The sequence below is a fragment of the Pseudomonas sp. 14P5.3.2 genome, from assembly GCF_057799175.1.
The window spans coordinates 1-20,566 of record NZ_JBYOKU010000057.1 but is presented as its reverse complement, the minus strand read 5'-3'; the positions used below and the strand labels follow the sequence as shown (position 1 = coordinate 20,566).

Genomic DNA, 20,566 nt, shown 5'->3' with positions numbered 1-20,566 from the left:
CGCAAAGTGAATGGAACTTTCCTCAAGCCTTTCCGTGCACCCTGATGCGCGGAAAACAAAGGCTTTCGTCCTGAACAATGTCCCGGATTTGTCGCAGCGCATAAGTTTTTTTTGGCATAACCCTTATGAAAATTTTTTCTTAGCTACGCTTCAGGATGTTCTTAGCTCTGTTGTTACAAGAGTGAAACGCTTAAACCTTAAAATATCGTCAAATATTTGGCGACAGTAACACACCATCAGGACCAGGGAGATGCACCCATGCGCGTTTTAACCCCCCTCTGCAGCGCGGTTTTGCTGGCCATGGCTTGCACTTCCCAAGCTCAGGCCATGAACCTGACCGACGCGATACAAAGCACCATCGCCACCCACCCTGAGCTCGCCTCGCGCGTGGACGCCAAACTGTCTGCCGACGAGCAGGTGAAAGTGGCCAAGGGCGGCTTTTATCCGTCCGTGGATTTGAACGCTGCTTACGGTCGCGGCTACAGCGACAACACCAATACGCGGGCATTGACTCCCAGCGGTCACAACACCGAAATCCTCAACTACACCCAGTCCGAATTACGCTTGCGGCAGATGCTGTTCGACGGTTTCAACACCGCCAACGAGGTCGAGCGCACCAAGGGCGTGTCCAACTCGCGCGCCTATTACGCGCAAGGCACCGCCCAGGATCTGGCCCTGCGCACCATTGAGGTCTACCTCGAAGTGCTCAAGCGCCGCGAACTGGTGACCCTGGCCAAGAACAACCTGCAAGCGCACTTGCGCGTCAACGATCAGATCGGCCTGCGCACCCAGCGCGGTATCGGCAGCACCGCCGACTCCGATCAGTCGGTTGCCCGTAAAGCGTTGGCGGAGAACAACCTCGACACCGCCGAAGTCGATCTGGCCGACGCCGAATCGAACTTCTACGCCGTGGTCGGGCGCATGCCCGATGAGCTCGAAGCGCCACCGTCGACCCGGGGTGAAATCCCCACCAGCCTGCCGGAAGCCCAGCAGAGCATGGTCGAGAACAACCCGTATCTGAAATCCGCCCAGGCTGACGTGCAGTCGGCCGAGAGCCAGTACGAAGTCGCCAAGTCGCCGTTCTATCCACGTTTCGATGCAGAGGCGGCGGTGGGCGCGAACAACAACGTGCAAGGTGATGAAGGCCACGACAACGAATGGCGCGTGGGCGTGATCATGAACTACAACCTGTTCCGCGGCGGCAGCGACAAAGCCCGGCTGGCGTCCGATGCGCACCAGATCAATCAGGCAATGGACATTCGCAACAACGCCCTGCGGCAGTTGAACGAGAACATCCACCTGGCGTGGAACGCCATGGTCAACGCGAAGAAACAGACCCCGACCGCCCGTGAATACGCCGAGACCACCAAACGTGTGCGCGCGGCGTATCAGGATCAGTTCGGTCTGGGCCAACGTACCCTGCTCGACTTGCTCGACAGTGAAAACGAGCTCTACAACGCCAACCGTCGCTACACCGAAATCCGCTACACCGAGGAATATTCGATGTACCGCGTACTGGCGAACATGGGCCAGTTGCTGAGCAAGCAACGGGTGGTGCTGCCGGCCGATGCGATAGCCGCAACCGATGTGAAGAATGAAGCACGCCTGCCCGAACTGAAGTAAGTCCCACGATCCATTGTGGCGAGGGAGCTTGCTCCCGCTGGGTTGCGCAGCGACCCCAAAAACGTTCAACGATGAAGATTTTGTGAGTGCTGCGCACTCAAGCGGGAGCAAGCTCCCTCGCCACAAGGTTGGACCAGTCATTACAGGGGCGATCAATATGACTAGCATGGCCGAAGGCGGTAACACCGGGATCGATCCGCGGCTGAGCTTCGATGACCCGTTACTCGACGGTCTGTTGATCCTCTGCAAACTGCATGGCGCGACGGTGAGTCGCGCCAGCCTGAGCGCCGGGCTGCCCCTGAACAAGCAACGCCTGAGCCTGGATCTGCTGCCCCGCGCAGCGGCCCGGGCCGGGTTGCAGGCGCGTCTGTTGCGCCGCGAGCTAAAGGATATTTCTGCGCTGAATCTGCCGATCCTGTTGCTGCTCAAGGATGGGCGTACCGCCGTATTGCGGCGTTTCGGCGACGACGGCAAGGCGCTGATCCTGCCCAGCGAAGCCGATGGCGGCGAGCAATGGGTCCAGCGCGAAGAACTCGCCGAACACTACAGCGGCCAGGCCTTGTTCGCCCGTCCGCGCCACGAACTCGAAGACTTGCGCTCACCGCTGGTGCCACGGGTCCACGCCTGGTTTCGCGACACCCTCAAGCTGTCGAAATGGCTGTACAGCGATGCGATCCTCGCCAGTTTTCTGATCAACCTTTTAGGTCTGATGGTGCCGCTGTTCGTGATGCAGACCTACGACCGCGTGGTGCCGAATCAGGCTACGTCGACCCTGTGGGTGTTGGCGATCGGTTTGCTGATCGGCACCGGTTTCGAACTGGTGCTGCGGGTAGTGCGCGCGCACTTGCTCGATACCGCCGGCAAGAAAACCGATGTGATTCTTTCCGCGACTTTATTTGAACGCATCACCGGCATGGCGATGAAGGCGCGGCCGGCGACCATCGGCGGTTTCGCCCAGAGCATTCATGACTTTCAGGGCCTGCGCGAATTCCTCACCGCCGTGACCCTGACCAGCCTGATCGACCTGCCCTTCGTGGTGTTGATGCTGGTGGTGATCGGTCTGCTCGGTGGCTGGCTGGTGGTGATTCCGCTGCTGGCGTTTCCGATCACGATCATCTTCGCCATGGTGATTCAGGCGCGCCTGCGCGACACCGTGCAAAAGAGTCTGAGCCTGGGTGCGGAACGGCAGGCGCTGCTGATCGAAACCCTCGGTGGTCTGGAAACCCTCAAGGCCTGCGGCGCCGAAAGCGAGCGCCAGCACAAATGGGAAAGCACCCACGGCGCCCTCACCCGCCTCGACAGCCACGCACGCAACCTCTCGGCATTGGCGACCAACGGCACGCTGTTCATCCAACAGTTTTCCGGGATGGCGACGATTGTTGCCGGGGTCTACAGCATCATCGCCGGCAACCTCAGCGTCGGTGCGCTGGTCGCCAGCTACATGCTCGGCAGCCGCGTACTCGCGCCGCTGGGGCAGATCGCCGGGCTGATCACCCGCTACCAGCAAGCGCAACTGACCATGAAAAGCACCGACGCGCTGATGGGCCTGCCGCAGGAACGCGACGGCAAGCAGCGGCCACTGGAACGCACGCAACTGCAAGGTGCGCTGGACGTCAGCGGCGTGACCTTTCACTACAACGGCCAGAACGCGCCGGCGCTGAGCAACGTCAGCTTCAGCATGAAACCCGGCGAGCGGATCGGCATCATCGGCCGCAGCGGCTCGGGCAAAAGCACCCTGGCGCGGCTGGTGATGGGCTTCTATGAACCCGAGGAAGGCCAGTTGCTGCTCGACGGCCTCGACCTGCGGCAACTGGATGTCGCCGACCTGCGCCAGCAGATCGGTTACGTCGCCCACGACCTGCCGCTTTTGGCCGGCAGCCTGCGCGACAACCTGACCCTCGGCGCCCGCTACATCAGCGATTCACGCATGCTCGAAGTTGCCGAGCTGACCGGCGTCACTGAACTGGCCCGCCAGCATCCGCAAGGGTTCGACCGGCCAGTGGGCGAGCGTGGGCAGTTACTCTCCGGTGGCCAGCGTCAGGCCGTTTTACTCGCACGGGCATTGCTGCTCGACCCACCGATCATGCTGCTCGACGAACCCACCAGCGCCATGGACAACAGCAGCGAAGACCTGCTGCGCCAGAAGCTCCACGGCTGGGTGCAAGGCAAGACGCTGCTGCTGGTCACCCACCGCACCTCGATGCTGAGTCTGGTGGACCGGCTGCTGGTACTGGACAACGGCCGGGTCGTCGCTGACGGCCCGAAAGAAGCGGTCATCGATGCACTGCGCAAGGGCCGCGTCGGCTCGGCTGCGGTTTAGTCGATGCAACACAAACCTTTGGCCACCTACTGTCTGTGGCGAGGGAGCTTGCTCCCGCTTGGGTGCGCAGCGCCCACAAGATTTTTGGGGCTGCTGCGCAACCCAGCGGGAGCAAGCTCCCTCGCCACAGGTTCGCGTTGGCTTGGTTTCTCTTGATTGAGGGGTATCGCCGCATGTCAGCTTCATCTTCGAAAGAGCGCGGCTACTTCAACAGTTTCGGCAAAAGCGCCGAAGCCGAGTTCATGCCGGAAACCGCCGGCGCTGCATTGCAGGATTCGCCGCGCTGGTCGCGGATCACCGTGTGGCTGGCGGCGGCGCTGCTGATCAGTGCGCTGGTCTGGGCCAAGTTCGCCGTGCTTGAAGAAGTGACCATGGGCGAAGGCAAGGCGATTCCGTCAAGCAAGGTCCAGGTGATCCAGAACCTGGAGGGCGGGATCGTCACAGAGATTTTTGTGCGTGAAGGGCAGATGGTGAACAAGGGCGACAAGCTGTTGCGCCTGGATGACACGCGTTTCCTGTCGAACAAAGGTGAGAGCGAGGCCGACCGTTACGCGCTGACCGCGCAAGTCGAGCGCCTTTCCGCCGAAGCCGAGGGCCGTCCGTTCAAACTGTCTGACGAGGTGATCGCCAAGGCGCCACAGGTCGCCGAAGACGAGCGCGCGCTGTACGACCAGCGCCAACGGCGTCTGGCCAGTGAGCAACGCACCCTCACCGAACAGCTGCGGCAGAAGACCCAGGAACTGGCGGAGTTCCGCTCCAAACAGGGTCAGTACAGCTCCAGCCTTGCACTGCTGCAGCAAGAGATGAACATGTCGGCGCCGCTGGTCGGCACTGGCGCCGTATCGCCGGTGGAGATCTTGCGACTCAAGCGCAGCGCGGTGGAGATTCGCGGTTCGCTGAATGCGACGACCCTGGCGATCCCTCGCGCCGAATCGGCAATCAACGAGATCAAGAGCAAGATCGACGAATCGGAACAGACTTTCCGTTCCGACGCTGCCAAGGACCTCAATCAGAAACGCACCGACCTGTCGAAAATCACCGCGTCGAGCATCGCCATTGACGACCGGGTCAGCCGCACCACCGTGACTTCGCCAGTACACGGGGTGATCAAGCAACTCAAGGTCAACACCATCGGCGGCGTGGTGCAGCCGGGCAGCGACATGGTGGAAATCGTGCCGCTGGAAGACAACCTGCTGATCGAAGCCAAGGTCCGTCCGCAAGACGTCGCGTTCCTGCACCCGGGCCAGAAGGCCATGGTCAAGTTCAGCGCTTACGACTACACGATCTACGGCGGGCTGAGCGCGAAACTGGAGCTGATCGGCGCCGACACTATCACCGATGACAAGGGCAACAGCTTCTACCTGATTCAGGTGCGCACCGATAAAAACCATTTGGGCGGCGATGTGAAACCGCTGCTGATCATCCCGGGGATGGTGGCGACGGTGGACATTATTACCGGGGAGAAAAGTGTGCTGGATTACCTGCTCAAACCGGTGCTCAAAGCCCGGACTGAGGCGATGCGTGAGCGGTAGGCATTGTTGAGAGTTGCGGTGATTGATCCAACGCCTTCGCGAGCAAGCCCGCTCCACAGTTGGAATGCATTCCCCCTGTGGGAGCGGGCTTGCTCGCGAAGAGGCCCGCACCAACACCCATTATTTTGAATGATTGCGCTGAAAAACCTCCTCCCCCATCGCCGCAATCTGCCCCTCGATCAACGCCTCGAACGGTTTGAGCAAAGGCGCAAATGTCGTCGGCGCTTCAAGAGTTTCCAGCGCCTGCACAATCGCCTCGATCGTCGACAACGCCCCCGGCCCCGGTGCCTTGCGCAACCGATAGCGCGACACCCCGCCCGCGGCCAGCGTCACCCGTGGCAACGCCGCCAGCAGCGGGTTGAGATGGAGCATCTTGCGCGCCTTGCGCCAGGTGCCGTCCGGCACCACCAACAGCAGCGGTTGGTCAGACTCGCGATAAGCCTGCAACGGCTGCGCATCGTCGGCGGGAAACAGCAACCGCGCCTGATACCCCGGCCGGTTGAGCAGCGCGGGTAAATCCTCGAAGACTTCCCCCACGATCAGCTCGGCATTGGTCAAACCCAACGCCGCCAATCGCGCGGTGTTGAGCGCGTGATTGACCTCGCTCGGATGCTGCAACAGCAACACCCGGGTGCGGCTATCGAGGCTCGGGATCAGCGGGCACAGGCAATGGGTTTGTGGGCGCAGGCAGCGCGGGCATTGGGGTCTGGACATGGTCTTTACGCCTGATTCAACTGCGCTTTAAGCAGATCACGGAACGTCTGGATCAGCGGCTCGCGGCTGCGGCCCCGGCGCATGATCATCGAGAACGGCGCCTGATAACCGAAAGTCGCCGGCAGCAACACGCGCAAGTCGCCCTTGTCGGCCCAGGCCTGAGCGTAGTGCTCCGGCAGGTAACCGATGTAGGCACCAGAGAGCACCAGAATCAGCTGCGCTTCCATACTTTCCACGGTCGCCGCGCTGTGCTTGAAACCATGGCGCGCCAGCTCCGCCTGACTCCAGTAACCACGCCCGACCATGCGCTGCTGAGTGATGACCTGCTCGGGAATCCGCCGCTCGTTGAACAGCGGATGCCGGCTGCTGCAATACAGCCAGTGCTGTTCGCGGTACAGCGGCATGTACACCAGACCGCTCATGCGCGTGGAGAAGGCACCGATGGCCAGATCGAGGCGGTTGTCCTGCACGCCGAGTTGCAGTTCGTAAGGGCTCATCACCGACAGGTGCAAATGCACCGCCGGGTGTTCCTGGCTGTAGGCGCCGATGGCTTCGGCGAACGGCAAGGCCTTGTCGCTGACCGTGGAATCGATCACCCCGAGATTCAGCGTGCCACGCAGTTCGCCCTTGAGCGCGGCGGCGTATTGCTCGAAGCCTTCGAGCTCGGCCAGCAGGCGCAGGGTTTCCTGATGGAACAGCTCACCCTTGCTGGTCAGGCTGAACCCACCCCGCCCGCGATGGCACAGCACCAGACCGAGCGCGGCTTCGAGCTGGCTCATGTAGGTGCTGATCGCCGAGGTCGACAGGTTGAGTTCCTGCTGCGCATTGGCAAAGCCCTGATGCCGGACCACGCTGACGAAGATGCGCAATAGTTTCAGGTCGGGTAAAGCGTTGGCCATCAAATACTCCACAAACAAGGATCACAGGTGCATAGAACGCTGCACCCCACCACATCCCTTGTGGCGAGGGAGCTTGCTCCCGCTCGGCTGCGAAGCAGTCGCAAACCCGGCAAATACAGTTGATCAGGTGTACTGAGTCGTGGGGTTTTGGGTCGGCTTCGCCGCCCAGCGGGAGCAAGCTCCCTCGCCACAGGGCCATCAATACATGGCCAAAGAGTCTATCTCCAGCCTCAGCATTAGTTTAGAAAAATCTGAACTAAGTTTTTGCCCGTAGCGATTCTTCCCCCGCACTACATTTCGCAGAATCGGCCCCACAGCGGCGTCCGAACCTGTGTTCAACGGTGCGCCGACATAAATAAAACAAAGACGATGAGGCCCTACCCGTGGACAAGATTCTTCACCAACCACTGGGCGGCAACGAAATGCCGCGCTTCGGCGGCATCGCCACCATGCTCCGACTCCCCCATGTACCGACCGCTGCCGGCCTGGACGCTGCCTTCGTTGGCGTGCCCCTGGACATCGGTACTTCGCTGCGCCCCGGCACTCGCTTCGGGCCGCGCGACATCCGCACCGAATCAGTGATGATCCGCCCGTACAACATGGCCACCGGCGCCGCGCCGTTCGACTCGCTGTCGGTCGCCGACATCGGTGACGTGGCGATCAACACCTTCAACCTGCTCGACGCCGTACGCATCATCGAAGAAGCCTACGACAACATCCTCGAGCACAACGTGATCCCGATGACCCTGGGTGGCGACCACACCATCACCCTGCCGATCCTGCGGGCGATTCACAAGAAGCACGGCAAGGTCGGTCTGGTGCACATCGATGCCCACGCTGACGTCAACGATCACATGTTCGGCGAGAAAATCGCCCACGGCACAACCTTCCGTCGCGCCGTCGAAGAAGGTCTGCTGGACTGCGACCGCGTGGTGCAGATTGGTCTTCGCGCCCAGGGTTACACCGCTGACGACTTCAACTGGAGCCGCGATCAGGGTTTCCGCGTGGTGCAGGCCGAAGAGTGCTGGCACAAATCGCTGGCGCCACTGATGGCCGAAGTGCGCGAGAAAGTCGGTGGCGGTCCGGTGTACCTGAGCTTCGACATCGACGGCATCGACCCGGCCTGGGCGCCTGGCACCGGCACCCCGGAAATCGGGGGTCTGACGACCATTCAGGCGATTGAAATCGTTCGCGGCTGTCAGGGCCTCGACCTGATCGGCTGCGATCTGGTAGAAGTCTCGCCCGCTTACGACACCACCGGCAACACCTCGCTGCTGGCCGCCAACCTGCTGTACGAAATGCTCTGCGTACTGCCTGGCGTAGTCCACCGCTGAGGGTTCGGCCATGAACGAACGTGATCAGGTGTTGAAAGCGGCTGCCGATCTGGTGTCCGCCTTCGCTCGCAACGATCGCGAAGCTTATTTCGGCGCGTTCAGCGCCGATGCAAGTTTCGTGTTTTACACCCTCGAACAGCCGCTGCTGTCGCGCGATGCCTATCAGGCGTTGTGGGACAGCTGGCGCGCCGAGGATGGCTTCGAAGTGTTGTCGTGCACTTCGAGCAACGCCTTCGTCAGCCTGCAAGGTGACGTGGCGGTGTTTGTCCATGACGTGGCCACCGAGCTGCGCATGCAAGGGGAGCAACATTTCAGCCAGGAGCGCGAGACGATTGTTTTCAAGAAACAAGCGTCGAGCCTAGAACAACAAGGCCATTGGCTGGCCTGCCATGAACATTTGTCCGCAATGCCGGAAGGGCTGCCACCCCCTTAGCCAAAACAGGTGACGCTCACGCACGATGAGCGCGCCTTTATGATCGGAGCTGATCATGAATAACAACAACAAAGCCAACGACCAAAGCCTTACGCAAATTGAAACCCACGGGGTCGAACAGATCCCGGACCACGAACGTACCGCAGGCCCGACGGACTTGTTCCGGATGATCTTCGGTGGTTCGAACACCTTTGCCACCGCCGTGCTCGGCAGTTTCCCGGTGCTGTTCGGTCTGTCGTTTCAGGCCGGCGTCTGGGCGATTGTGGCGGGCGTGCTGCTCGGCTCGCTGATCCTCGCACCGATGGGCCTGTTCGGCCCGATCAACGGCACCAACAATGCCGTGTCCTCCGGGGCGCACTTCGGCGTGCACGGGCGGATCGTCGGTTCGTTCCTGTCGCTGTTGACCGCCATCGCGTTTTTCTCGCTCTCGGTGTGGAGTTCGGGGGATGCGTTGATCGGCGGGGCGAAACGCTTGATCGGTCTGCCGGAAACCGACCTGACCCTGGGCCTGGCCTACGGTCTGTTCGCGATTCTGGTGCTGACCGTGTGCATCTACGGCTTCCGCTTTCTGCTGTGGGTAAACAAGATCGCGGTGTGGAGCGCCAGCCTGTTGTTCCTGCTGGGCATCTTCGCCTTCGCCGGTCCTTTCGATGCGAACTACGCCGGCACGGTGAACCTCGGGCAACCGGGCTTCTGGGCGGCGTTCATCGGCGCAGCGCTGGTAGCCATGAGCAACCCGATCTCGTTCGGGGCGTTCCTCGGCGACTGGTCGCGCTACATCCCGCGTGACACCTCCAAGCAGCGGATCATGGCCGCTGTGGTGCTGTCGCAGATCGCCACGTTCATCCCGTTCCTGTTCGGCCTGAGCACCGCGACCATCGTCGCGATCAAGGCGCCGGATTACATCGCGGCGAACAACTATGTGGGTGGTCTGTTGGCGGTATCGCCGAGCTGGTTCTTCCTGCCGGTGTGCCTGATTGCGGTGATCGGCGGCATGTCCACCGGCACCACCTCGCTGTATGGCACCGGGCTGGACATGTCCAGCGTCTTCCCACGGGTGCTGTCGCGGGTCAAGGCAACGTTGCTGATCGGCGTGCTGTCGATTGCCTTCATCTTCATCGGACGCTTCGCGGCGAACCTGGTGCAGAGCGTGTCGACCTTCGCCGTGCTGATCATCACCTGCACCACGCCATGGATGGTGATCATGATCATCGGCCTGCTGGTGCGTCGCGGCTTCTACTGCCCGGATGACCTGCAAGTATTCACTCGCGGCGAGCAAGGCGGACGCTACTGGTTCAACCACGGCTGGAACTGGCGTGGTCTGGGCGCGTGGATCCCGAGCGCGGCGGTCGGCCTGTGCTTCGTCAACCTGCCGGGGCAGTTCGTCGGCCCGCTGGGCGAGATGGCCGGTGGTATCGACATCAGTTTGCCGGTGACCCTGGGGCTGGCTTCGGTGGTGTACCTGACGCTGCTGAGCCTGTTCCCGGAACCGCGCGAAGTGTTCGGGCCCACGGATGCCCGCAGCCAAGTGGTAGCGAAACCTGAACTGCGTCAGGTCGCCTGATTAAACACAAAACCCTGTGGGAGCGAGCTTGCTCGCGAAGACCTCAGCACACTCAACATTGAAGTGACTGACAGACCGCCTTCGCGAGCAAGCTCGCTCCCACAGGGAACTGAATTCAGCCTCACCATAAAAAAGACAATCGGAGACACGCCATCATGGCTTTGGATTTATTCGTCGTCCTCATCTACGCCGCCGGCATGCTTTTGCTCGGCTACTACGGCATGCGCAAGGCCAAGACCAACGAGGATTTTCTGGTCGCCGGGCGTAACCTGGGCCCAAGCCTGTACATGGGCACCATGGCCGCGACCGTGCTCGGTGGTGCGTCCACCGTCGGCACCGTGCGTCTGGGCTACGTGCATGGCATCTCCGGTTTCTGGCTGTGCGCCGCGCTGGGTTGCGGCATCGTCGCGCTGAACCTGTTCCTCGCCAAACCGCTGCTGAAACTGAAGATCTACACCGTTACCCAGGTTCTGGAAAAACGCTACAACCCGATGGCCCGCTCGGCGAGCGCGGTGATCATGCTGGCCTACGCGCTGATGATCGGCGTGACCTCGATCCTGGCGATCGGCACCGTGCTGCAAGTGCTGTTCGGCCTGCCATTCTGGATCTCGGTACTGCTCGGCGGTGGCGTGGTGGTGATCTACTCGGCGATCGGCGGCATGTGGTCGCTGACCCTGACCGACATCGTCCAGTTCATCATCAAGACCGTGGGCCTGATGTTCATCCTGTTGCCGATCTGCCTGTACCGCGTCGGCGGCTGGGACGAACTGGTGCTGAAGCTGCCGGCAGCGGCGTTCAACTTCACCACCATCGGCTGGGACACGATCATCACCTACTTCATGATCTACTTCTTCGGCATCCTGATCGGTCAGGACATCTGGCAACGGGTGTTCACCGTCAAGACCGCCAAAGTCGCCCAGTACGCCGGCAGCATCGCCGGTATCTACTGCATCCTCTACGGTTTGGCTTGCGCGCTGATCGGCATGGCCGCTCACGTACTGATCCCGGATCTGGACAACGTCAACAACGCCTTCGCCGCCATCGTCAAACTGTCGCTGCCGGACGGCATCCGTGGTCTGGTGATCGCTGCGGCACTGGCCGCCATGATGTCTACCGCCAGTGCCGGCCTGCTCGCTGCGGCCACCACCCTGACTGAAGACCTGCTACCGAAACTGCGTGGCGGTAAACAGTCGAGCCTGGCGATCAACCGCCTGTTCACCCTGCTCACCGGTGTCGTGGTGCTCGGCATCGCTCTGGTAGTGAATGACGTGATCAGCGCCCTGACTCTTGCTTACAACCTGTTGGTCGGCGGCATGCTGATTCCGCTGATCGGTGCGATCTTCTGGAAACGCGCAACCACCGCCGGCGCCATCGCCAGCATGGGCCTGGGTTTCGCCACCGCGCTGCTGTTCATGTTCAAGGACGGTCTGGATGCGAACACGCCGATCTACTACAGCCTTGCGGTAGGTCTGGTGAGTTTTGTGGTGGTCAGCCTGGTCTCCCCTCGCCCGGCGACCGTGGCGAGTGCGATCTAAGCTCTGATGTAACGACTTGATGCTTTCTTCGACGGGTGTGGCGTCGGTTGCCACACCCGTTTTTTTACGTCTGGAGAAAATGGCTTATGAAGATCGTTTCGCGCGATCAGTGGTTTGAAGTTTTGAGCTTGAGCGATGGCATCCGGTTGATCCACGAGCCGTACATCCGCCCGTTCTACCGCTGCAACCTGTGGCATGTTCAGGGCCGCGACAAAGACTTGTTGCTGGATAGCGGTTCGGGATTGGTCAGCCTGCGCGAGCAATTGCCGTGGATCACCGAACGGCCGCTGGTGGCTGTTGCCAGTCACTGCCACTTCGACCACATCGCCGGGCATCACGAATTCGCCGAACGTCTGGTGCATCGCGCCGAGGCCGACATTCTTGCCGCGCCGAACGGCGAGAATGACCTCAGCCGGGCCTTCGTCGGTGACGACATGTTCGAGGCGCATCCGGACTGTCCGCTGTGCTACGCCGAATACCGGGTCAAGGCTGCGCCAGCCACCGGTTTTGTCGAGGATGGCGACGTACTGGATCTGGGCAACCGCACCCTGCAAGTGCTGCACACGCCGGGGCATTCGCCGGGTGGCATCAGCCTGTATGAGGCGGCCACCGAAACCTTATTCAGCGGCGACATCATCTACGACGGGCCGTTGATCGAAGACGCCTACCACTCCGATCTGCAGGATTACGCCACCAGCCTGCGGCGCTTGCAGGCGCTGCCGATCCGCACGGTGCACGGCGGGCATTTCGGCAGTTTTTCCGGCGGGCATTTGCGTTCGATGATTGACGAATGGTTGCGTCGACACGCTTGAGGCCTGCTGTAATCAGTCAACACAACAACGAAACTATCTGCCATGAGAAGAGCTGCCGTGCGTGCTGCCGTACACCGATACATTCAGCGCCTGCTGGACTCCCGCGAATTCAACGACGACACCAGCCTGGTGCAATTAGGGCTGGAGAAGGCAGATATCGAAGATCTGATATTTCATCTGGAAGATGAGTTCGGACTGACGGCGTTCACGGCCGAAGAGGATCACATGCTCAAGACCGCGAAGACCGCGAATGACCTGAGTCGATTTTTGCTAGAGATTGGAAGGCATTGAGAGGGTTTGCCAAATACAACCATCAGGGTGAGCTGAAACCCTGTGGCGAGGGAGCTTGCTCCCGCTGGGCTGCGAAGCAGCCCCAAAACCATTCAGCCCCGTTGTGCCAGACGGACCTTGTTCAGTGACCTTACGACTGCTGCGCAGCCGAGCGGGAGCAAGCTCCCTCGCCACAACAAGCGTCACTCACATGGAGCCGTACTTACCGCCGGCGAGGCTGACGCCGGCGCTGTTCGTCATCGGTGCGGATCGGAACGGGTTGCAGAGGCGGTTCGATCAAGCCGAGGGCAACACCCAAATCGTGCAGCCAGTTCTGAATTTTCTCTTTCATCGTCATGCCCCCTTCAGGGTAGTGCTGAGCGGCCGGAATTCTGAGGCCGCTTCGCACTGATAATAGTCCTAAGTCCTACGCAATGCTCGGCCAAATCCGCAATGATCTGTTACTGAATTGAACAGAATTCGGATCGATTGGTTCACGCCGTCTGCCGGGTTTCACTGGATGCCACGGGATAGAGCGCTTGCTGCTGTTCAATCCAGGCATTGAGGTTGGCCCCGACCATGCCCTTGCGCCACATGAGCCATGTTGTCGCACTGGCAAACGGCTCGGCCAACGGGTGCACCGCGACACTTTCGCGCCCGGGCAGACTGGCCAGCATCGACTCCGACATCAGCGCCACGCCGCTGCCGGCAATCACACAGGCGAGCATGCCCTGATAGGACTCGATCTCCATCGCCCGGCCCATCGCCGCCTGATAGTGGACAAACCACGCCTCCAGTCGGGCGCGGTAAGCGCAGCCATGGCGGAAGGTGAACACCGCCCTGCCCTCGACCTCTTTGGCGCTGCGGATCGGCGGGTGATCGGCTTCGCTGATCAGCACCAGACGCTCGTCGCACAGCGGTACGCCGTCGATCCCCGCCAGTTGTGGCGGGCCGTCCACCAAAGCCGCATCGAGACGCCCGGAGACCAGGCCTTCAAGCAACTCACCGCTGGGCCCGGATTGCACCTGCAGATTCACCGCCGGGTATTGCTTGTGATAGCGCGCCAACAGCGCCGGCAAATGGATCGCTGCGGTGCTGTAGAGCGTGCCGAGGACGAAATCCCCGGCCGGTTGCCCGCCCATCACCGCCGCACTGGCCTGATCGCGCAGGGCGAACAGTTTGCCGGTGTAGTCCAGCAGGACTTTTCCCGCAGGCGATAACTGCAAACGCTGACGCTCGCGGACGAACAGTTCGACACCCAATTGCTCTTCCAGCTGTTTGAGCCGGGTCGACAGGTTGGATGGCACCCGGTGCAGACGCTCGGCGGCGCGGGTGATCGAACCTTCCTCGGCCACTGCCTGAAAGATCCGCAATTGGCTGAATTCCACAACCATTCTCCATTACAGAACAAGTTACTAACTATTATTCAATTTTAAAGAAAGTCAATCGGTTCTAGCCTGACGGTCATTGCTCCTCCAAAGGAATCCCGACCATGTCGCCACTGATTCGCTTATCCGCCTGCTTCGTCGCCCTGATGATGGCCATGGGCATCGGGCGTTTCGCCCTCACCCCGCAACTGCCGCACCTGCTCAGCGAAGGCCAGGTCGACCTGACCGCCGCCGGTCTGATCGCCGCGGCCAACTACCTCGGCTATCTGCTGGGCGCGGTGGATGCGATGTTCGCGCACCGTCCGCAGCAAGTGCAGCGCCGGTTGCATGGCGGGTTGTGGCTGTGCGTGCTGCTGACACTGGCGTCGTTCTGGGCCAACGGATTCTGGGCGCATTTGCTGCTGCGCTTTGGCACCGGGGTGGCGAGTGCCTGGGTGCTAGTGATGATCACGGCGCTGAGTCAGCCCTTGGCAGCGGCGGCAGGCCGGCCACGGCTGGGTGCGCTGGTGTTCGCCGGTCCGGGGCTGGGGATTTTTCTCACAGGGTTGCTGGCGCTGTTCTCACATCTGCTGAACCAGACGTCTGCCACGTTGTGGCTGATCTATGCCGCCGTGGCGCTGGTGATGTTGTTGGGGATCGTGCGGATCCTGCCGCAACCGGGCGTGCACACGCCGGTCGCCACCCTCAACGTCAGCCATGCGAATCGCGGCATCCCGCGACTGGCGGCGGTGTATGCGCTATACGGCGTGGGTTACATCATCCCCGCCACGTTTCTTTCGCAAATGGCCAACGCGCAGTTTCACGGGCAATGGCAGGCCGATCTGTTCTGGCCGTGCTTCGGCCTCGGCGCCGCCATCGGCGTGTTGCTGGTGAGTCTGCGTCGCCACGACCCGAACACCACACGGCACTGGCTGACCGCCACCCTGTGGTTGCAGGCGCTCGGGGTCTTCGCCTGTCTGTTGGGCAGCGGTTATGGCCTGGCGCTGGGGGTGATGTTGTGCGGCATGCCGTTCCTGGCCTGCATGCAACTGGTGATGCAGCGCTCGCGGGAACTGGCGCCCCACACCACCCAACGCAACGCCGGGCTGCTGACCGCGTGCTTCGCCGTCGGCCAGCTCAGCGGCCCGTTGCTCGCGGCGCTGAGCAGCCATTTCAGCGGCGGTCTGCAACCGGCGCTGATCATTGCCGGCAGCGGTCTGCTGATTGCCGGCGGGCTGGCGCTGCAATCGGTCAGTGCTGGCCGAGGGCTTTGCGCAAACGCCGACGCACCCACTGCTCAGCGCTGACAAAGGTGATGCCGAGCAACACCAGCACCGCGCCAATGACGAAGTTAATGCTCAATTCTTCACCCAGCAGCACCACGCCAAAGGTGACGCCGAACAGCGGCGTCATGAACGAAAACACAGCCAGATTGGCCGCCAAATAGCGTCGCAGCAGCCAGAACCACGTCAGGTAACTGAAGAACGACACCACCAGGCCCTGGAACAACACGCTGGCCACCGCCACGGTGGTCAGGCTGACGTGAGTGATCTGGCCGCTGAACAGCGCGATCAACAGCAGGCCGACGAAGCCGACGATCAATTGATAAAACAAGGTCAAGGTCACCGGCGCTTCCGATAGCCGCGAAGCGCGCACCACCACAGTGGTCGCGCCCCAGCAGGCACCGGCAATGACCCCGAACGCATCGCCCAGCAGCATGCGCCGGTCGAGGTTGTCCCACGACACGCCGCCTGCGAAGGCAATCGCGATACCGATGAACGCGAGCAGAATCCCCAGCCATTGCAGCGGTCGCAAGCGTTCGCTGGCCAACAGGAAATGCACACCCAATGCAGTGAAAATCGGCGCGGTGTAGAGGAACACCGACATGTGCGCGGCAGTGGTCAGTTGCAGACCTTCAGCGATGAAGAAGAACTCCAGACCGAACAGCGCACCGGCCAGCAGTCCGCCGCGCCAGGTGGTGCCGACCTGATCCCAGCCTCCCTTCCAGCACAGCAGCAAACCCACCAGCAACGCGGAAATCCCCGAACGCCCGGCGGCCTGCATCACCGGCGCGATGTCCGGCGCGGCCCACTTGATCATCACTTGCTGCACGCCCCAGATCAGGCACAGGCCGATCATCACCTGCAGGGCAAAACCGTCGGCATTGCGCCGCTCGACACTCACCGCAACACCTCGAACACACACAACATGGCAGCCATCCACTGGTCGAAAATCTGTGTCGGGGATTATCAATCACTCGGGCAGAAAAAGCCGTCTGGGAAAGACATTTATCTTGCCTGTTGCGGCAGCGGTGAATGGCTGTCGGCTGCGCCGCCATTCGCGAGCAAGCCCGCTCCCACATTAGAACGCATTCCCCCTGTGGGAGCGGGCTTGCTCGCGAAGGCGTCGCTCCAGACAACAAAGATTACGGGGCTGACTTCACAAATCGCTTTGCCACCAAAAAGCCGACCGTACACGCCACAGCCGTGGCAAAGGTCCCCCACGCCCAATCCATCAAACTCACCTGTACCGACCACCCGCGCAATGTCGCCCAGTTGGTCAAGTCATAAGTGCCGTACGCCACCAGCCCCAACAACGCGCCCATGCGTGCCGCGCGTTGCCAGCTCAGCGCCGGCAACACCACAAACTGCACACAGCCGAAAACATACAGGCAATAAAAAACCGCTGCCGGTAACAGCAGCGGTTTTTCGAGCATCAGCGAACCGAGCAGCTCGCGGTAGGTTGGCGCCATCAATACGCCGAGCCAGATGCCATCGAGCAACAGAAACGCCACCAATGTGGCGCCATAGGCAATCAACGCTTTTTTCATTTAACCGACCTCAAGTGAGCCCATGCAACATGGGCTACGCGAGGCTCAGGTTAGTTCAATGCGATCGGCGTGAATGACGATCTTGCCTTCCTTGTACAGCGAACCAATGGCCTTCTTGAAGTTGCCCTTGCTGACCCCGAACATGCTGCTGATCAGCGCCGGATCGCTCTTGTCGCTGATGGCCAGCATGCCGTTGCTTTCGCGCAACTTGGCGAGGATCTTCGAACTCAGGCTGCTGGCCGCTTCCTGACCCACCGGTTGCAGGCTGAGGCTGATCTTGCCGTCGGCGCGCACTTCCTTGATGTAACCCTTCTCGCGCATGCCGGACCGCATGAACTTGAAGATTTCATTCTTGTGAATCAAGCCCCAGTGCTTGTTGTTGATGATCGCCTTGAAGCCCATGTCGGTGGCTTCAGCCACCAGCAGATCAACTTCCTGCCCGGCGCTGTAGTTGGCCGGGGTCTTGTCGAGGTAGCGATCCAGACGTGCGGTCGCGGTGATGCGGCGGGTGTGTTTGTCGAGGTAGACGTGCACCACGCAATATTCACCAGCGGTCATCTGCCGCTTCTCTTCGGAATACGGCAGCAACAGGTCCTTCGGCAGGCCCCAATCGAGGAACACGCCGATGCTGTTGATTTCAACAACTTTCAGACTGGCAAATTCGCCGACCTGAACTTTTGGTTTTTCAGTGGTAGCGATAAGTTTGTCATCGCTGTCCAGATAAATAAAAACGTTGAGCCAGTCTTCATCTTCGCTGGGAATATCTTTAGGGATATAACGGTTAGGCAAAAGAATTTCGCCGTCGGCACCGCCGTCCAGATATAAACCGAAGTTAGTGTGTTTAACCACTTGCAAACTGTTGTAACGCCCGACTAAAGCCATTTTCCAAAACCCTCATTGCGTGGGCGGCATTCTACCCGGTTTTGCCGGTTTCGTTCGCTGGCTGAGCAACCCGTTCGGGAAAATCCACGGGACACCTTGATTTTCCTGGGTCTCGCACGGTCGGGCTGCCACTCGTCTGACCAGCGCAGCAGAGGCCGCGCCATTTCGCGCAGGATGTTTTCACTGATGGCAAATAAATGTTCTTATTTAAAACAGTGGCTTAGGTGGATATTTCGAATAATTAATCGAGAATAATCCACCCACGCGCCCAGTTATTCCCGGGGATATTTATCAAGCAATTGTCAAGTTATTCCTGTACGATGCCTGGCCGAGTTACTTTTCTACAGGTTAATGGCCGCCATGCGTGTAAAAGCATCCACCAGCAAAGCAAAGCCAGCTCCAGCCGTTGAAACCAGCGAATCGATCAACGATCAAATCGCAGCGTTCCTCAAGTCCGGCGGCGAAATCCAGCAAATTGCCAAAGGCGTCAGCGGCCAGACGTTCGGTCCGTCCAAGCAGATCAGCCTGGGCAAGAAGTAACACCCGGTAATACACCCGTCCTGAGGCGCTTTGAGTTTCGAAGCGTCTGGACTGGCACCCGCGCAATACCCTCCATTCTGTTTAACCAATCTTTTGAAAATCGACGAACGGCCATCATCGCCGAGCATTCGCCGGTATCCTTGCACGCGTCTGGATCAAGCGTTTCAGCAGGCTCAATGCCTTGCCCTCGCTGTTCATGGAGTGACGCATGCTCAAACCCACTTCCTGTTTACTGCTGGTAGGCCTGCTGGTCTGCTCGACTGCGCACGCGCAGATTTTCCAGCGCGAGCTCGGCGACTTCGACCTCAAACTCGGCACCACGCCCAGCCGCAGCATGGCCCAAGGCCTGGTCAAGCCGGCGGCAGTCGGCTCCTTCCACGGCGGCCTCGACCTCAGCCACGACAGCGGCCTGTATGTCGGCCAGTACGCACCGAGCATGGGCCTCACACCGGGCAAGAACCTCGAAATCGACTCCTACGTCGGCTTCAAACAACCTTTCGATCAGACCCTCGGCTATGAAGTCGGGATGATCCACTACAGTTATCCCAAAGTAGACACCCTCGACAGCCAGGAGCTGTTCGGCGGCCTGACCCTGCTCGGCAGCCGCTTCGGCGTCGCCGTGAGCAATGACCCGGACAAACAGAACAACACGCTGTTCGCCGACCTCGGCGGCAATCAGCCGTTCGGCATCGGGATCAGCATGAAATACACCACCCACCAACTGAACACGCCAGTGTCGGTGGACGGTGGTTATGTCAGCAGTTTTACCGATTGGTCGGTGAAATTTTCCCGGCCGTTCATGGGCGTCGATCTCGACCTGATCTACAGCAATTCCAACCTCAGCGGCAGCGATTGCTCGGCTTACTCCGGGCAAAACAGCGAGTGCGACGGGCTGGTCACGCTCAAGGCCGAACGCGCGTTCTATTGATCGGCTGAACTGCCGGCAGCCTCCTGCGTTCACATAAGAATCAGACGTCAGGCTCTCGCAAGGACTCGCTCATGTCTCGCTGGTTCAAACACCTCGCCACCCTGCTGATCTTCACCCTCGCCCTCGGCGCCTGCAGCCGCGTCGGCCTGGCCTATCGCAATCTCGACGTGATCATTCCATGGACGCTTGGCGACTACCTGGACATGAACGGCGAGCAGAAGGACTGGTTCAACGAACGCCTCAAGGAGCATCTGAATTGGCATTGCACCACACAATTGCCGGGCTACCTCGACTGGCTGGATCGCTTGCAGGCGATGGTCGAAAGCAATCAGGTGACCGACGCTGCGCTGCAAGCACGAACCGAGGAAGCAAAAAAAGCCATTGCCGAAACCGCACGCCAGATCACACCGTCGGCCATCGAATTGCTGCAAGGGCTGGACGACAAGCAAGTCGCCGAGATGAACGATGCGTTTGCCAAGGATCTGCGCAAACGGGAAAAGGAATACGTCAAACCGCCACTGGCGCAGCAGATCGCCGAGCGCGGCGCGCGCATGGACAAGCGCCTGACCGATTGGCTTGGCCCGTTGAGCGCCACTCAGGAACAACGGGTGATGGCCTGGTCGACCGCTCTGGGCGATCAGAACACTCAATGGATCGCCAACCGCGCACATTGGCAGCAGCAGTTCAGCGCGGCCGTTGCCCAGCGTAAAAGTCCGGAATTCCCACAGCAGATCGAGACACTTCTGGTCAATCGCGAGCGCTTATGGACAACGGATTACCAGAAAGCCTACGCCAACACCGAAGCACAGGCGCGCTCGCTGGCGGTTGATTTGATGGCGCAGAGCACGCCGCAGCAGCGTCAGCGGTTGCTCAAGAAAATCGAAGGGGTGCGTAAAGACTTCAATGACCTGAAGTGCCTGAAGGCTGCACAAAAACCTTAATGGGATGCCAATCCAATGTGGGAGCGGGGGGGGGGGGGGGGG

Annotated in this window: 20 protein-coding genes; 13 read left to right on the top strand and 7 right to left on the bottom strand. The window is 60.5% G+C overall.

Going from position 1 to position 20,566, the window contains the following annotated elements:
* The first annotated feature begins 258 nt into the window (after positions 1–258).
* From AC27VU_RS27960 to AC27VU_RS27950, 3 genes are all read left to right on the top strand, one after another.
* Entirely contained in the window at positions 259–1,623 is a 1,365-nt protein-coding gene (locus AC27VU_RS27960; RefSeq protein ID WP_103520617.1) for a TolC family outer membrane protein, read from the top strand.
* 157 nt (positions 1,624–1,780) lie between these two features.
* The gene (locus AC27VU_RS27955; protein WP_488725345.1) at positions 1,781–3,943 is read left to right on the top strand and encodes a type I secretion system permease/ATPase; all 2,163 of its coding nucleotides are present in this window, start codon (positions 1,781–1,783) and stop codon (positions 3,941–3,943) included.
* Between the two features lie 173 nt (positions 3,944–4,116).
* Positions 4,117–5,475, top strand: a complete 1,359-nt coding sequence (locus tag AC27VU_RS27950; RefSeq protein ID WP_003222719.1) for an HlyD family type I secretion periplasmic adaptor subunit — start codon at positions 4,117–4,119, stop codon at positions 5,473–5,475.
* Positions 5,476–5,595: 120 nt separating this feature from the next.
* On the opposite strand, the gene AC27VU_RS27945 is transcribed toward AC27VU_RS27950, so the two are convergent.
* Both AC27VU_RS27945 and AC27VU_RS27940 read right to left on the bottom strand, forming a co-directional pair.
* The gene (locus AC27VU_RS27945) at positions 5,596–6,189 is read right to left on the bottom strand and encodes a tRNA-uridine aminocarboxypropyltransferase (RefSeq protein WP_103486552.1); all 594 of its coding nucleotides are present in this window, start codon (positions 6,187–6,189) and stop codon (positions 5,596–5,598) included.
* Positions 6,190–6,194: 5 nt separating this feature from the next.
* Positions 6,195–7,088 carry a LysR family transcriptional regulator gene (locus AC27VU_RS27940; RefSeq protein WP_007956593.1) on the bottom strand — a complete coding sequence of 298 codons (894 nt, stop codon included), beginning with the start codon at positions 7,086–7,088 and terminating at the stop codon, positions 6,195–6,197.
* Positions 7,089–7,471: 383 nt separating this feature from the next.
* On the opposite strand from AC27VU_RS27940, the gene speB reads away from it, so the two are divergent.
* The 6 genes from speB to AC27VU_RS27910 all read left to right on the top strand — a co-directional run bounded on the left by speB (position 7,472) and on the right by AC27VU_RS27910 (position 13,057).
* Positions 7,472–8,422: an agmatinase gene (gene speB / locus AC27VU_RS27935; protein ID WP_003222717.1), complete on the top strand. Its 951-nt coding sequence runs from the start codon at positions 7,472–7,474 to the stop codon at positions 8,420–8,422.
* A gap of 10 nt (positions 8,423–8,432) precedes the next feature.
* On the top strand, positions 8,433–8,855 hold the full coding sequence (locus AC27VU_RS27930) for a YybH family protein (RefSeq protein WP_003222716.1): 423 nt from the start codon (positions 8,433–8,435) through the stop codon (positions 8,853–8,855).
* Between the two features lie 55 nt (positions 8,856–8,910).
* Complete coding sequence (locus AC27VU_RS27925; RefSeq protein WP_488725344.1) at positions 8,911–10,419, top strand: purine-cytosine permease family protein; 1,509 nt, start codon at positions 8,911–8,913, stop codon at positions 10,417–10,419.
* Between the two features lie 155 nt (positions 10,420–10,574).
* Positions 10,575–11,954: a sodium:solute symporter family protein gene (locus tag AC27VU_RS27920; RefSeq protein WP_003222714.1), complete on the top strand. Its 1,380-nt coding sequence runs from the start codon at positions 10,575–10,577 to the stop codon at positions 11,952–11,954.
* Positions 11,955–12,040: 86 nt separating this feature from the next.
* On the top strand, positions 12,041–12,766 hold the full coding sequence (locus AC27VU_RS27915; protein ID WP_103521711.1) for an MBL fold metallo-hydrolase: 726 nt from the start codon (positions 12,041–12,043) through the stop codon (positions 12,764–12,766).
* Between the two features lie 42 nt (positions 12,767–12,808).
* Positions 12,809–13,057, top strand: a complete 249-nt coding sequence (locus tag AC27VU_RS27910) for a hypothetical protein (RefSeq protein WP_003222713.1) — start codon at positions 12,809–12,811, stop codon at positions 13,055–13,057.
* Positions 13,058–13,259: 202 nt separating this feature from the next.
* On the opposite strand, the gene AC27VU_RS27905 is transcribed toward AC27VU_RS27910, so the two are convergent.
* Both AC27VU_RS27905 and ptrR read right to left on the bottom strand, forming a co-directional pair.
* Positions 13,260–13,388: a PA1414 family protein gene (locus tag AC27VU_RS27905; RefSeq protein WP_003184145.1), complete on the bottom strand. Its 129-nt coding sequence runs from the start codon at positions 13,386–13,388 to the stop codon at positions 13,260–13,262.
* A gap of 142 nt (positions 13,389–13,530) precedes the next feature.
* Entirely contained in the window at positions 13,531–14,424 is an 894-nt protein-coding gene (ptrR, locus tag AC27VU_RS27900; RefSeq protein WP_027614570.1) for a putrescine utilization regulator PtrR, read from the bottom strand.
* A 104-nt stretch (positions 14,425–14,528) separates the two neighbouring features.
* On the opposite strand from ptrR, the gene AC27VU_RS27895 reads away from it, so the two are divergent.
* Positions 14,529–15,710: an MFS transporter gene (locus tag AC27VU_RS27895; RefSeq protein WP_003222712.1), complete on the top strand. Its 1,182-nt coding sequence runs from the start codon at positions 14,529–14,531 to the stop codon at positions 15,708–15,710.
* Here AC27VU_RS27895 and AC27VU_RS27890 read toward each other — a convergent pair.
* The 3 genes from AC27VU_RS27890 to AC27VU_RS27880 all read right to left on the bottom strand — a co-directional run bounded on the left by AC27VU_RS27890 (position 15,655) and on the right by AC27VU_RS27880 (position 18,115).
* Positions 15,655–16,587, bottom strand: coding sequence for a DMT family transporter (locus AC27VU_RS27890; RefSeq protein ID WP_488725343.1), 933 nt, complete (start codon positions 16,585–16,587; stop codon positions 15,655–15,657). The two genes, AC27VU_RS27895 and AC27VU_RS27890, sit on opposite strands and share 56 nt — an antisense overlap.
* 241 nt (positions 16,588–16,828) lie before the next feature.
* Positions 16,829–17,233, bottom strand: coding sequence for a DUF2177 family protein (locus AC27VU_RS27885; RefSeq protein ID WP_488725342.1), 405 nt, complete (start codon positions 17,231–17,233; stop codon positions 16,829–16,831).
* Between the two features lie 45 nt (positions 17,234–17,278).
* The gene (locus AC27VU_RS27880; RefSeq protein WP_488725341.1) at positions 17,279–18,115 is read right to left on the bottom strand and encodes a CvfB family protein; all 837 of its coding nucleotides are present in this window, start codon (positions 18,113–18,115) and stop codon (positions 17,279–17,281) included.
* Positions 18,116–18,466: 351 nt separating this feature from the next.
* On the opposite strand from AC27VU_RS27880, the gene AC27VU_RS27875 reads away from it, so the two are divergent.
* The 3 genes from AC27VU_RS27875 to AC27VU_RS27865 all read left to right on the top strand — a co-directional run bounded on the left by AC27VU_RS27875 (position 18,467) and on the right by AC27VU_RS27865 (position 20,524).
* Positions 18,467–18,655, top strand: a complete 189-nt coding sequence (locus AC27VU_RS27875) for a hypothetical protein (protein WP_016985943.1) — start codon at positions 18,467–18,469, stop codon at positions 18,653–18,655.
* A gap of 208 nt (positions 18,656–18,863) precedes the next feature.
* Positions 18,864–19,583: a TorF family putative porin gene (locus AC27VU_RS27870; RefSeq protein ID WP_003222704.1), complete on the top strand. Its 720-nt coding sequence runs from the start codon at positions 18,864–18,866 to the stop codon at positions 19,581–19,583.
* Positions 19,584–19,654: 71 nt separating this feature from the next.
* Entirely contained in the window at positions 19,655–20,524 is an 870-nt protein-coding gene (locus AC27VU_RS27865; RefSeq protein ID WP_488725340.1) for a DUF6279 family lipoprotein, read from the top strand.
* Positions 20,525–20,566: the final 42 nt, after the last annotated feature.